Source organism: Paenibacillus sp. J22P169, assembly GCF_059691995.1.
Map to the genome: position 1 here is coordinate 1,254,153 of NZ_JCAUAO010000001.1, position 14,103 is coordinate 1,268,255.

The 14,103-nt window shown below is 42.6% G+C and carries 14 protein-coding genes; 2 read left to right on the forward strand and 12 right to left on the reverse strand.

Translation table 11 applies throughout. The annotated features are described in order from the left end of the window. Positions 1–59: 59 nt before the first annotated feature. The 4 genes from AC58QG_RS05855 to AC58QG_RS05870 all read right to left on the reverse strand — a co-directional run bounded on the left by AC58QG_RS05855 (position 60) and on the right by AC58QG_RS05870 (position 4,808). Positions 60–1,028, reverse strand: a complete 969-nt coding sequence (locus AC58QG_RS05855; RefSeq protein ID WP_497361158.1) for an NAD(P)-dependent alcohol dehydrogenase — start codon at positions 1,026–1,028, stop codon at positions 60–62. A gap of 129 nt (positions 1,029–1,157) precedes the next feature. Continuing rightward, positions 1,158–1,799, reverse strand: coding sequence for a DUF2238 domain-containing protein (locus tag AC58QG_RS05860; protein ID WP_497361159.1), 642 nt, complete (start codon positions 1,797–1,799; stop codon positions 1,158–1,160). Positions 1,800–1,918: 119 nt separating this feature from the next. Next, positions 1,919–3,184 carry a DUF4309 domain-containing protein gene (locus tag AC58QG_RS05865; RefSeq protein WP_497361160.1) on the reverse strand — a complete coding sequence of 422 codons (1,266 nt, stop codon included), beginning with the start codon at positions 3,182–3,184 and terminating at the stop codon, positions 1,919–1,921. Positions 3,185–3,224: 40 nt separating this feature from the next. Continuing rightward, positions 3,225–4,808, reverse strand: a complete 1,584-nt coding sequence (locus tag AC58QG_RS05870) for a hypothetical protein (protein ID WP_497361161.1) — start codon at positions 4,806–4,808, stop codon at positions 3,225–3,227. Between the two features lie 422 nt (positions 4,809–5,230). Here AC58QG_RS05870 and AC58QG_RS05875 point away from each other — a divergent pair, with 422 nt between their 5' ends. Next, positions 5,231–5,986 carry a hypothetical protein gene (locus AC58QG_RS05875; protein ID WP_497361162.1) on the forward strand — a complete coding sequence of 252 codons (756 nt, stop codon included), beginning with the start codon at positions 5,231–5,233 and terminating at the stop codon, positions 5,984–5,986. Between the two features lie 44 nt (positions 5,987–6,030). On the opposite strand, the gene AC58QG_RS05880 is transcribed toward AC58QG_RS05875, so the two are convergent. After that, positions 6,031–6,510, reverse strand: coding sequence for a DinB family protein (locus tag AC58QG_RS05880; RefSeq protein WP_497361163.1), 480 nt, complete (start codon positions 6,508–6,510; stop codon positions 6,031–6,033). A gap of 155 nt (positions 6,511–6,665) precedes the next feature. Here AC58QG_RS05880 and AC58QG_RS05885 point away from each other — a divergent pair, with 155 nt between their 5' ends. Then, positions 6,666–7,070, forward strand: a complete 405-nt coding sequence (locus tag AC58QG_RS05885; protein ID WP_497361164.1) for a CBS domain-containing protein — start codon at positions 6,666–6,668, stop codon at positions 7,068–7,070. 89 nt (positions 7,071–7,159) lie between these two features. Here the strand turns inward: AC58QG_RS05885 and AC58QG_RS05890 are convergent, their stop codons facing one another. The 7 genes from AC58QG_RS05890 to AC58QG_RS05920 form a co-directional block, all read right to left on the reverse strand. After that, positions 7,160–8,275 carry an HD-GYP domain-containing protein gene (locus AC58QG_RS05890; RefSeq protein ID WP_497361165.1) on the reverse strand — a complete coding sequence of 372 codons (1,116 nt, stop codon included), beginning with the start codon at positions 8,273–8,275 and terminating at the stop codon, positions 7,160–7,162. Between the two features lie 178 nt (positions 8,276–8,453). Beyond that, positions 8,454–9,227 carry a GNAT family N-acetyltransferase gene (locus AC58QG_RS05895; protein ID WP_497361166.1) on the reverse strand — a complete coding sequence of 258 codons (774 nt, stop codon included), beginning with the start codon at positions 9,225–9,227 and terminating at the stop codon, positions 8,454–8,456. A gap of 123 nt (positions 9,228–9,350) precedes the next feature. Next, entirely contained in the window at positions 9,351–9,866 is a 516-nt protein-coding gene (locus AC58QG_RS05900; protein WP_497361167.1) for a hypothetical protein, read from the reverse strand. Between the two features lie 97 nt (positions 9,867–9,963). Continuing rightward, a complete protein-coding gene (locus AC58QG_RS05905; protein ID WP_497361168.1) occupies positions 9,964–10,932 on the reverse strand; it encodes a hypothetical protein in 969 nt (322 codons plus the stop codon). Further along, positions 10,933–11,412, reverse strand: a complete 480-nt coding sequence (locus AC58QG_RS05910; protein WP_497361169.1) for an RNA polymerase sigma factor — start codon at positions 11,410–11,412, stop codon at positions 10,933–10,935. Between the two features lie 146 nt (positions 11,413–11,558). Next, a complete protein-coding gene (locus tag AC58QG_RS05915; RefSeq protein WP_497361170.1) occupies positions 11,559–12,869 on the reverse strand; it encodes a neutral/alkaline non-lysosomal ceramidase N-terminal domain-containing protein in 1,311 nt (436 codons plus the stop codon). 15 nt (positions 12,870–12,884) lie between these two features. Beyond that, positions 12,885–14,102: a DegT/DnrJ/EryC1/StrS family aminotransferase gene (locus AC58QG_RS05920; protein ID WP_497361171.1), complete on the reverse strand. Its 1,218-nt coding sequence runs from the start codon at positions 14,100–14,102 to the stop codon at positions 12,885–12,887. Position 14,103 lies beyond the last annotated feature (1 nt).

Sequence of the window (14,103 nt, forward strand, 5' to 3'; positions counted from 1 at the left end):
ACCAAATAGAAATAAGCCGCCAATTAGGCGGCTTATTTCTGTTCTATGTACTTGCCCTCTTATTTTACATGAATCATAATTTTCCCCACGTGACGTCCTTCTCCAAAATATCGAAAAGCCTCAGCCACATCGCCTAATGGGTAATGCCGGTCCATCACCGGTACGATTTGGCCAGCTTCCCTAAGCACCATCAGATCATTCTGATCCTTCTTATTCGGTTTGTGTATCAGGAGCCCCATTTTCTTGGATCCAAACATTGAAATAAATGGACCTACCAACATGACTTGAAAAATACGATGCATAGATCCACCGACCATGACATATTGGCCATTCGGGCTTAATGCTCGCTTGTAGTCGAAGATCGATCGTGTTCCAGCTATATCTAGAATCAAGTCATAACGTTGTCCATTTCTGGTGAAATCATCTTTTGCATAATCAATGACCTTATCCGCACCAATCGCTTTCAGCTTAGCCAATTTCCCCGCGCTGTCTACGCCAGTTACTTCAGCCTCGAAGTATTTGGCAAGCTGTATCGCAAATGTACCGACGCCTCCACCCGCACCATTTACTAATACCTTATGCCCTTTCCGAATAAGTCCTTTATCACGTAGACCTTGCAAAGCGAGGACTGCAGCTTGTGGCATAGCCGCAGCGTCTTCAAAGCTAATGTTGGCAGGTTTCAGTGATAACGATTGTTCTCTCGCACAAACATACTCTGCAAACCCGCCCCAGCTGCATCCGGATATGTCTCCAAACACCTCGTCTCCGGGTGCAAATTGCTTGACATCTCTGCCAACCGCTTCAACTCGTCCCGCGATATCTGCGCCTAGGATGTTAAATTTGGGCTTTAGAATGCCGCCTATCCGCACTAAGAATGGTATGCCACGGAGAAGATCCCAGTCCCATGAATTAATAGAGGCTGCATGTACATTGATCAGCACTTCATCATCCTTTGGCGTCGGTTTTTCAACTTCCTTGAGGTTCAGTTCATTCGGAGTACCATATTTAAGGTAAATGATTGCCTTCATGGAGAATCCTCCTTGCAGATGTGGTGCTTACTTTATCAGCTTATGTTAGGCTTACATGCCTAAGTATACGCTTAAGTTATTGGAAATACATAGCAAAAAAGCTGAATCAAGGGTCCCCCCCTAATCCAGCTAATTACTCAATCCCTTTCTGTTTCTTCGCCTTTGCCACATCAAGCATGCAAGCATTCCGAGTGAAATCATTGCTCCTGCTAATCCAAGTCCCATGTCTTTATGAGAATCGAAAACATCCCCTTGCATGCCGACATATTCCTCCCCATATTGCCCTGCCACAAAAGCGGCACCCATTTCAATAATTTCAAAAAAGGCACTGCAGCTAAGAACAACAGCCATGGTAATGGCATATGACCAAAAGCCGCGCTTTACGGCCACCCGGGTAAGCAATTCACGGAATGGATATGCCCAGAACAGACCGAATGCGAAATGAACTACGCGATCATAGTAGCTTCTCTTCGTATGCAGTGTTGCTTTCAGCCACGAATCGAATGGTGTACCTTGGTAGGTATAATGAGCTCCGTAGGTGTGTAAGCAAAGAAATATAAACATGAGCAGATAGGATACATTCGAGAATCGGAAAACTTTATAGGTAAAAGTAAGGACCAGCACGACCCCAACAGGAAGCAAACTCTCCATTAACCACTGAATGCGATCCGTTGGTGAAATAGCCATGTATCCCCAGTACACGGTGAAAATGAAAATCATCACATGCAGAGGCCAATTTCGAGAAAATGATACCTCGTGTTTCGTTAACATAATAGTGTCCAACCTTTTTCAGTCAATTGGGTTAGCTCTCCTAGTGTTGACAAAGATCAATGCAATATACTCATTATCCCAATGTATATGACAGATTAAAAGTCTACAGCATGCCGATACTACGATCTCTTTTTCAACATCAAAGATTCGACTTTCCCATCTTTGGTCGCAGCATTGACGTATAATCCATACTCACCAACTTCGTAATATACGCTCCAGACACCATCCTCGCCATTTATCTCACTCTTGGGGGCTCCTAAAGCTTTCTTTACTTCAAGTAATGTGTAATCAACAGATTCACCGAGAACTCGAATAGCACCAATCCGACGATCTAGCGGCCCAAAATACAATTGATACTGATGCCATCTCTGAAATTCTACCTGCCTAGAACCGATTTCATGAGGTTGGCCCCATTTGGCGATTACTTCATCCTGTGATGCACCGATGCCGAATTCTACGCCTAGAATTTTCCCCATAGCTGCTAGCTCCATAAATTTCGGATTCAGCACAATGTTGTTCTTCAAATGAGCGATCGTACTTTCATCACCAGGCACAGGCTCCTTACCATCTATTAGCGGGAAATTAGAGTACGTATTAGTGAACGTTACATCTCTTATACCTGAATTCTTTATTTCCAACAACATGTAATCGTTGATCAGATCTTTCTCGCTATTCACGGCATATTGATACGACTGATAAGCAATAAAGACTTCTCCCGCCGAAACCATGACATCTTCCAACTCCACAGAATCGGAATACGACGAGGATGACTTGATCAAAGCATACGTTCGATCTCCGAATGTTCGATATTCCTTTTTCCACTCTGGCTGCTTCAATATAACTTCGGCCCATTCCTTCACTTCACCCGGAGCTTGAGCGAGTGGAATCGTTGAATAGACATCGGGAAGTGAATTCCCTTGGGGAATATAATCCATAAATGCATGCACGAGCCATATCCCATCATGCATGTAATCTTTTCTCAGATAGATCATATAAGCACGTTGATCCGCGGTTGTAATGAGCAAGGAACGCGGATTTAGAGGTTTGCCTATCGTTTGGAAGGACGTAATTTCCTGCTTCAAACGTGTTTGAACGAACTTTTGTAGAACTTTGCTATAATCTTTATTTTCAGGATTGGCCTGAAGTTCCTTACGTTGAGCTTCCGTATATTCGTATCCTTCTGTACTATCATGGACTCTTGACAGCAGGTGTAACAATGTATCCCTATCCTTCAATATCGTGCTAGGCTCCGCAGGAATAGGGCTAGCTATTACTGGACTTGGACTCGGAGCAACTGATTCACTCGCTTCATTTGGTGAATTGTGTCTCGGGATTGCATAACCCACACCAGCACCGATTAGTAAAGAAAATAGAAGCATGATCATATGTTTGAATCTCATCCTATTCCCCGTCCCCTCTCCACGATCATAAACGCCCTATTGGGTCAGGATTTTGTAAATAGATGATTGTATCTTCAAAAGATCCTACAATCTCTGCTTGCTTTGGCAATATTACGCTTTTCTCAAAGCGCGGCTTTTGAATACGAAAGATATAAGTACCTGTGAAATCATGCATTAAGTAGTTGTCTTTACCGATTCTCCAAGCGACATCAATGGCATGCTCTGTGTTAAAAAGTTTCTCGCTTTGGTCTTTTCCGAGATCGTATCGAAACCATTCAGGGTTATTAGGATCACCCTTTTGAAAAATAACTTCACCATCTTGTAAAAAACGCAACCCATTCGTAATCGTAAGCCCATTTAATTCGGAGATGATTAAATCTCTCCAATTAAGTTTTTGCAATTTATAATCCCAATGACTTCCATCCTTCACAATGAAATTATTGGAATAACAGATATACGTACCATTAAACTGAAAAGTAAATGAACTATTACCTCTTTTTGAAACATTCTCAACCATTCTTGGAGACCTGTCATATTCATTTTCAAAAAAATATAAATCAACATTCCCGATATCCATTGTCGCCCCAAGATGATAGAGGCTAACGACTAATCTCCCTGTTTCAGGGTCTAACTCCAACCCATCAATGTTGTAGAAAATCGCTTTATCATTTTTGTAGGGCGAAGTCCAAATCACGGATGTTTGTTGTGTCATAGGAGTATAGCGAAGGATTGAATCTCCTGAAGCATAGACAAACGATTGCCCGTCTGCCAACCAATGCGGATATTTCGCTTGACCTAAATGTTTGATGACCTCCCCCTTTGCACTAAGCAAAGTTAAATTAGGTATAGGAAATTCTCCTTGATAGTCATCCTGCACCTCTTTGGCCAAATAATAATTTCCGTCCGATGATTTATCCAACGTTTGGTACCGCGGCAGCATATGAAATAAAACATCAACTTTACCTGTTCGTACATTGATTGTTCCATATTTCATCCTCTCAGTAATAACACCATGAAGTGAATCCGTAGAAGTCACAACATAACCATCCTTACTTTTGACCCCGTATAAATTAATAAGAAATTTTTTATCCACATCGTGAGGATGCGTACGTAAAGCTATGGTTAAATCTTGGTTACTCTCCCATACTGTAGACCAATCCAATTGGTCAAATTGATTAAGCAAAGCATTCATTGCGTCTTCTTTATTTACGTCAAGTGAGAAATGAATCTGAAATGTATAAGTTCGATCTGGCTCAACCCGATAATAAGTACCTGCGTTCATCGCATAATAGTTCGCTTCTTTATCTTCGGCACTGTGAATTTGATATGTGAACATCGGCATATATTCAAATGTAAATTCTTTGGTGGATACGCCATCTAGTGAGTGAAATTGGACGATCAAATCAGCTTGTGGAGCCTGTTTCAGTTGAATGGATATGGCTTGACTGCGCGTTTCTTCAAAAGCAACAACCGTAAAAGGAATTGGCTTCTGATCAACTTTCGTTTTTACAATGATTTCATTTTTGAGCTTTATGATTTCTAATTGCGATAACTCATGATCATGACGATAAAAAAATTCAAGAAGTGCATCGGCTTTATTGAAAAACAAACGATCTGACGGCTTATACATCCGCTGCATACCATCTTCCATCGTACTAATGCCAAATTCTTCGGAATTACTCAGTCCTATGAACCATTCCTCCTTGGGCATTGAAGTAGTCGAAGGGCTAACCTCGGTAATGGATGGTGGAGAAGTTTCTCTCTCATCAGGATCGTTACTCGGCTCCATGAGGAGAAAAACAACGAACCCTATACATAGGCATAGTAAGCTACCTAATAGCCATCTTCTCATGTCATCCCTCCAGCTCATTCCATATCAATTAGACGTGAGTGATGTAGGAATGTTCTGTGTTAAATTGGATATTTGGAAATTTATTTACAATTACACCTAACTACACATGTACAAAGTTCTGCGATTCCTACTTACATAAATCCATCATTATTGATTCACAATAGCCTTGAGGTGTCGAAATGTTATCCATACGAAATTATTATTATCTAGGTATTTCGGTGTTACTGGCCTGTACCTTGTTGCAAATAAAATCCGATGCAGAGGCATCTATGTATCTTCCTATAACCAACGAGGAAGTACACAAAAAGCAAACAGATGAGCTCGAAACTCGGCTTAAACGTCTTGAACCCCCGCTCCCAACACATATGGATGAACTTCCGTTTCAAACCAATCTCAAGAAACTGTACCCTTCTCGTACTGTTTCCATTAGCGATGTGGTCAATAAAGGCACAAGAATTCCTTTTTCACTCATAAAAAATATGCCCAGTTACATAAGACCCGTTTACGAACCGCATTGGCATAGTACATACTGGGGTGGCAGATGGAGTTATATACCTTCACGTATTTATTACGCCTCGCATCGCTTGTTTACCAATTATGATATCGGACTTTCCGGTTGGATGAATTTCGAAAACGACATGGGGTTTGGCATTGACATGTTTCAAAATGAGACGGCTCTGGACTTGTATATTGTGGTTTTTCAAACGGAGGTCACAGCCGTTTATGCAGAAGGAAATCAAGTAGTTGTCGTGGGTAATCCAAAGCGTGACGGCGTAGAAGTGATCACAATTAAAACAGGTGATCTCCGACCTGCGAATAAGGAGGAAATGCTGCTTGTTCAATTAGCTACCGATACAGGTCATGAATTAGATTATTCACTTATTAACTATGAGCCTCCTGATTTTTGGTTGAAGCAAAAAGCCAAGCATAACTAACAAATCAGAACGGTAAAAAGGCGCTTTTACAAGCGCCTGCCGCGTTAGATACGATTTTTCCGTACTTGCTTTTTCAAAAGCATGATTTGCCCAATATGATACGCGTTATGGATACATAGATTAGAAATCACACCCCACCACTGCGCATTAAAATAGGAGGGTATGCTTTTCTCTAATTTCGCATCCTCACAGCTCGCAATAGCCTCTCGCCATTGCTCAAATCCATCGCTTAGCCTCTGAATCGTCATCTTCCAATTCTCTTCATCTTGATTTTGTCCTATATCGAAAGTTTCGTTGTTAGTTAACTCACTTTCTTCAAAGGGAGCATCTTTAACGAATCGATTTAACCACATCTCATTCCAAAAAATAAGATGGCTCGTGATCTCCCAAATGGATTGCAGATTGTCATCAAATTTCAGAACAGCCTCATTTACAGATATATCCTTTAAAATCGTTGTCGAAGATTTGAACCAACTCTCATCATTATGACATGCAGCTAGTTGATCGAGTAGTACAAGTTTCATGCTTGACAGCAGGACCACCTCCACGAAAATAGGACTTCCACCCTAAAATAATTTCATTTTCCATTTATTACACCCTTCCAATTTACACTTTCATGACGAATTTATGTTTTAATTAAATAGTGAAAGTAATTTTGGAAGTAAAGGAGCGATACAAAGTGGAAATTAAATCGTTTTTATTACCTAAGGACAAAGTCTCCTACCTGACGACTTCAGCTTCAATGAAAGAAGCGATAGAGCGTCTGGAAGCCTGCCATTATACAGCGATTCCGATTATCGACGAGGAAGGGAAATATGTCGGCACTTTATCCGAAGGAGATTTGTTATGGAAGCTGAAGTGCACTCCAGGTCTATCTTTCGATAATATGCACGAAATTTCTGTGACTAACATCCGCAAACGGATATATAATGAGTGCGTCGCCATCAATGCACATATGGAAGATATGCTGGCGCTAGCTGCGGATCAGAATTTTGTTCCCGTTGTAGATAAAGACCGCGTATTCCTCGGCATCATTCGACGCAAGGATATCATTGAATATTATACGAAAAATATTACGGATTAAACGTTACTCAAATAAGCAGCGGATAAGGTTAGGGCTTTTTTGCCCCTTTCCTACTATAACAAAAACCCCAACCATGGGGTTTTTCGTCTTTAAACGTATATCGTTCTCTCACTAATATTATCGATCATGACATGAAGCGAGGTCGATAAATCAATTTCATAAGGTGACTTTAACTTCTCTCCTCGTTCGTTTTTAAGCACTCTGACCACTGGTCTAGATGGAACATAATAATTTTGTCGACAGACAACGCCTATTTCCCCTGTGCTTAACTTAACACCTTGCCCAACTGGGAAAATGGCAACTTTATTTCGAAATTGCGTTACTTTCTTAATATCATATAAACTTCCTGCATGCGCATAAAGTATTTCCAACGCATAATGCGGCGCTATGGAATTCCGGTATGCTCTTGGATGGGTCATAGCATCGTACGAGTCGAGCATCCCGATCCATCGCGCATAATCATGAATCTGCGCTCCTTTGAGATTATATGGATAACCGCTTCCGTTGATACGCTCATGATGCTGTAGGGCACATATTGCTGTTAACAATGGAATACCAATATCCTCTTTGAGCATGTTAAAGCCTAATTCTGTATGTTTCTGGATTTCCATATACTCACTGGAAGACAGCTTAGCACTACTTAACAGTAACTTGGCTGGGATCTGTATGTTGCCCACATCGTGAAGCAGCGCTCCTAGTCCTAGTTCCGTTAACTCCTTTTGTGAGTACCCATACAACATGCCAAGCTTGGTAGCATAGACGCAAACATTGATCGCATTTTGACAAAAATGCTGTTCCAACGTGGTTGCTGGAGCCATATTTAGAGTGGTTATTGAGACAAGATTCTGTCTCCCCTTACTCATATCATCAATCACTCTAGACATTCCATCGAAAAGCAATCGCGATATATCTGTGGAGTTCGTCGATCCACCTAATGTTGAAGTTGCGCTAAATTTCGCGAAAATCTTGGAAAGTGCCATCCGCAGCAAAGCGCGTGTCTCTTCTTGGATCGATTCTTCTATCGGAATGTCTTCGGTTTCTCTATCTTCGATATACAAGAAATCAAGTCCCATGAGGACTAATTTTTTAATCATAAATTGTGTAAGTTCTACGCGATGCCCAAGCATTACTCGTCCATGTTCGGACAAAACGGCTTTTCCAACCCGCATGCCCGGTTGACACAGGGCCGTAGGAACTATAATCATGTACGCTACCTCCGCCAAAAGATACATTTATCTGTATTCTTTCTAAGTATACGGAGAGGAATTCAAAAAAACTGTCGAACACTGCAAGCGATGAAAATTTTTTTTTAAAACTAACGTACTTATAAAACTTTATTTCAATTTTTGATTTCACCATAAAATGTTTTTACCAGTGAATGAGTCATGCGTTAACTTTTATGTTCAAAAGTCTGGTTTTGGTTACCATGCCAGCACTCTCTAAAGTCCGCTTCGAAGGTTCATTATAATACCAGCATCCACTGATCGGCTTCAAATCGTGGTTATAACACCATGATTTCAATTTCAGAATGATATTCCGCCCAATGCCTTGCTGTCTATACCTCTCATTCGTAAACATGCCAATGCTTGCATGACCACTTATCATTTTACTTTTTTCAAGAACTCCAATGCCAAGCAATTCAGAACCTCTATAGTACGTGAAGAGCTCGCCTTGCTCAATTCTTTCATCATACCGATCTAGAAAATCCCCACACATTTTTTGAATATGTAAGAGATCATCTAATACCGCGATGTCCAAAAGGTCGCTATTTATTGAATCCATCTCTTGTATATTTATGTAACTATCTTGAAAGAAATAGGCTTGCTTGGCAATCATCAATTCTTTGTCTAGAGCTAAACTTATAAATAACTCATCGCAGGTTGGAACGAAAAGATTCTTCACACCGTAATTTGCTATGACTTGACTAAAAAGCTCCTGAGCGTGCTTTTGGTAGGTTGGGCGGATGAAAAACTGGGTTAGCAGCTGGTGATTATGAACAGCGAAATAACCTGCGTCTTCCAAGTTATCAACGATAACGTAAAACGTTGATTTGAGAATATGTTCCTCTAAGAAAGAATCAAATGGTGAAGACAGCGAATCCAAATAAACTTGAATGAGATGTTGTACCTCATTAATGTGACACTTTTTAAAAATCACATAGATCACCCTCTCCTGATATGTCCGGACTCTTTTTCACCTTATCAAAATCTAAGAATCCATATCAACGGAGTGTTTAATTATAGTTAAATTGGAACTAATGGAGGAGGCTACTTTCTTTCGTTATTGGACATTTGTTTTTATTTTCCGCTTGCCCCAAGGCTTAAATACGGACAGTAAAAACATAGTAAGTAAAGAGAGCAGCTGAAGTCCAATGCCTATGAATAGCGTTAATGTGTTGGCCACGTAAGCACCTTGATTCGCGCTTTCTATACCTACATCAGTTAGTAACGAAATTCCTTTCAAGGTCCAAACATACATGCCAAACGGTCCTAAGATAACCGCTACTATTGTGAGTACTTCTTTGGCGATGATCCAATAGTATTTGACCAAGCCCCAGTGAGTTCTTAAGGAAAGGAGTACGCCTGTCACGATGGTCCCAATTACCGAAGCGCGAACAGAAGTACCAGATAATACATGCATGGCCTTATAACACGCAAGTACTAATCCCGAATCTTGGGTACTCACGGCCGTTATACTCAATATGAGAAACGTTACACTTGTACCCAGCATGATCGCTGAGAAAACAATATGCAGGCTCAAAAGCCACTTTTTATTTGTCATGCTAATGGTTTTCATTGTTCCACAATCTCCCTTGTTATCCTTCATACCTCTAAGATAATCAATTGAAATTAACTAGATGTAAACCATTTCTTAAATATTCCTAAACTTCGCGCTATCCCTTCTTCAAGCTTTCCCACAAGCGAACGAATACGTCATGATCAATTTTGAAAAATACGTTAGCAGGCGTATACCTTACATAACCATCCTTATATACGTCCAAGCGAATTTCAGTTTGATCTTTGAGTTTAAGGTAGACGAACTTTTGGGTTTCGTTACCTTTGTTAGTCATTCCTTCGTTATATAGCTTTTCCCACGCGATTGGGGTTGCGGCGTACAAGGCATTTATGAACTCCTCAAACCGTTCGTTCATCGGTAAGTTTTGATACTGCTTCTTGTCGTTGTTCCAACTTTCAAAGTCCTCCCAGCTAGCAGCGTTAACATTTCCACTAACTTTAAGCTTTTTGAATAAATCCGCCCCGCTAGCAATTGTAATTCCATTCAATGACTCGTAGAATTCCGTCCAAATTTGACCATCAACGACCTGGTAGGTCATGAGACGGAAATCACGATCATACCCCTTGACCGTGTAGACATCTTGTTCACCAATAGACGAGGCTAGCTCCTGGGCATATTCCTTTTGACTGCTCCATTCGTCAATATTTCCTTTGGTGCGGCCAACCTTCTCCCCTAAGACAGACTTAGCTGCTTCGGGAAGGATGTGAGATGAGGTTTGGGTATAAATTCTACCTTGGTAGACGATTAATCCAATCATGTCCATCATGCCTGTTGATTTCTTAGGTAGCTCGATCTTCGGAATGAAGACGGATTTCTCGGTTGACGCTTGGTTAGCAGGTTCAGAAGCAATTGGCCTCTTTTCGCCTTGATGACCAGCAATCACATACATCCAGACACATAATGCTGCTACAAAGCTCGCAGTCACAGGAATAACGATTCTCCGTATACGTCCAAATGCAGGAGATCTTCTACGACTATGTTCAGTTAAATTCCTTGCCAATTGTTGCTCAAACTGTTCATCCGGCTTCATATTGTCGAAAGCTTGCTTATACAGGTCCTTATTCATTTAGTCCTCCTCCAATTCGAGCCTCAACATCTCGCGGCCGCGCTGCAATCTCATTTTAACAGCGGACTCACTAATCTGAAGCACTTCAGCAATTTGTTTGACAGCGTAATCTTCATAGTAGTACAAATGGATCACCGCTTTATACTTAAAAGGTAACCGAAGTACATTCTCTATGATCTCTGAATCTACGGAAGTGTAGGCATACGCCTCTATCTCTTCCATCTGAACTACCCGTTTTCGCCACAAGCTTCGGGTCATGTTTTTGCAAATATTGATCACAACACGAATGACCCATGCCTTCTCATGCTCGGAATCTACAAATGCTGGCGCCTTATACATCAACTTGATGAAAGCTTCTTGAACGGCTTCTTCAGCGTCACTTTTATGACCAAGATGAATCATAGCAATCTTAAATAACATACTTCCATACATCTTAAACTTTATATAAAAATCTTCGATTGGAAGCGAACGGGTTTGCATAAGTCAGAAAACCCTCCTTTCACTACTAACACAACGAAGCAAGCACATTCGTCACATCCTTATTATGGATAACTTTATCCTATACAAAACGGGTGCTCCCGCCAAGATGGCAGGAACACCCGTTAGTTATTCGTTAGAAGACTTGATTAAATCAAAAGCTTCAGTAATGCTTCTTTCAACGTTAACTCAACAGCGTGATCAAAGCTTGCAGCCATCGCAAAGTAAAACGTTGATTCGTGAGTCTCGTATCCACCTTCATCCAGTTGCTGAGCGGTTGGGATGTAGCCAAACATCCCATTCGTGTACCCCAATGGCAGCATCTTTCCTTCTGTTATCCGCTTGATAAACAACCCATACTCGACCACAACTTCGGCATTCATGCCGATAAATGAGAGATTATCAGCAAGCTTCAACACGGTTAACTCAAGCGGAATGCGAGGCGATAAGCTGTCCAATCGCGCCAGCATGAGGCGGCTCCATTCGCCAATCACGCCTGGCAACAGGGCGGATTTCAATAGCTGCTCGCGCTCAGGAAGATGAGCTAACGGCAGTTCTATCACTGTCTTGCTCCATTGCACGTGAGAAGGTGTTACTTGACTCTGACGCTTCTCTAGCGTTTCCATCACGCAATGAGCAAAATCTTTCCCGATTTGCAGGACCACATCGTTATTTCCTCGTATGACCTGCGTTCCGTCTCCGGGGTTAATATCTCCGCAACTTCCTTGCAGGAAGGCAGCTATGGCGCCTCCACCAACCGATTGCTCCAAGATCTCCATGGCAACCCCTGGATATTCGGATGAAACGTAATTGTCCCTCGTAATAACAGGGTGACAGGCATAATGAACAAGTAGCCCCTTTGTGCTCCCATCCTCTTTGACAAAACGAACAACTCGAAGCTCATGATCTACAGGGCCCGCTTCTGGTGGGGATTTCGCAATACCGCGCCGATTAATGCCAAGCGGAGATACCCCGGTGCCTTGCTCCATTCGAACAGGCTCATCTTGAAATAAGGCGGCTTCAACGCCTTCTATTATCCGTAACTCGAGAGCATTTACATAGCTTTCGTCCATGACACCTAAGTACGAAGTAAACAAGCCACTCGTTTGGGGACCGGAATGCGTGTGGGTTCCGTGAAGAAGAATAGCATCTTCTGCTATGCCGCAACGAGCATGAATGCGTTGCTTGAGTCCCGGAACTCGATCACTTCCCCACCAAAGCAAATCTGCAGAGATTAGTACTGCTTTGGATTCTTTTGAACCGTCATGGGTTACAAAGACAAAAATTCGAGCATACAAGGTATGCGAAATGCTCTCAAAAGCACCTAGCTCACTTCGAACTGCAAACCCGGCAAGCGGAACCGGAAAAACAGGTGTAATATCAACTTTACTTACCCCTAATCGCATAATCGGCTTCGGTACCATACTCACCATACCTACCCTTTCCCTGCTCACGATCATCGTGAGCATAAGGTGCTAATACGATTCGATAACTTTCCGGATAGCTGCCGCAATGTCATACATCGCTTGCTCATCGGCGAGCAGTACATGCTGTCCAAGCCAAAGAACTTCCTTGTCACTTAGCCGTTCGCTGACTGGACAAGCATACACGTTGTCCTCCCCTGTCAAGACGCGTGTGGCGTTCACAATCGCTTCGTTTCGATTCAGTGGCACATATCCGGGGCTGATCGGAATACCCTCGGCATTCACTTTGTCAATGAAATCTGTCTTATCGATCCGATCAGTCAACGCTGAAGCGATCCTGAACATATATAGGTGATTCGCATGCCGTGTGATGCGACTATCGGACTTCACAACCGTGATGCCGTCGATTTCGCTTAATAATTCGGTAAGCAGCTTCGCATTTGTTTCCCTAAGCTGCATCTGCGCTTCCAATCGGCTCATTTGAGCAAGCACGATAGCAGCTTGCAGTTCGGTCATGCGGTAGTTTTGTCCGATGCGATCGTGCTGGTACCAAGCTCCCGTTCGCGAGCGACCGACATTGCAAAGAGACCACGCAATTTCCGCCAACTCCTCATTATTGGTGAGTATGATGCCTCCTTCACCGCTATTCAGATTTTTGCTCGACTGCAAGCTGAACGTTCCGAAATCTCCGATTGCCCCTACACGGCGTCCTTCCCAACTCGCCCCAACGGCTTGAGCGGCATCTTCGATCACCCGAAGCTTATGCTCGGCAGCTACTTCGTTGATTCGCGTCATATTCGCTGGAGCACCGGCAAGATGAACAGGGATGACAGCTTTCGTCCGTGAAGTGATCGCTCCAGCAACCTTCTCCGGGTCGAGGAGGAGTGTATCTTCTTCAATATCTACGAATACAGGGATAGCCCCGAAGGAAAGTGCCGCCGCAGCCGTTGCAATAAATGTGTAAGGCGGTACGATGACCTCATCTCCGGGCTTAACACCTGCGGCTTGTAGTGCTACCGTAATGGCCACAGTGCCATTTACAACACTGATTGCATGCGCCGCATGGTGTAACTCTGCAAATTTACGCTCCATCTCAGGAAGCTTTGGTGTATATTCAGGTGAAAGGACAGTACCTGTACCGCCCCATTTGCCAGAACGAACGACGTCTAGAATAAGCTGCTCTTCCAATTGCCCGAATATCGGCCAAGCGGGGAACCCTTCTGTTCGAACGGGCACTCCACCTTCCAACGCTAATGCTTGCTTTTCCATC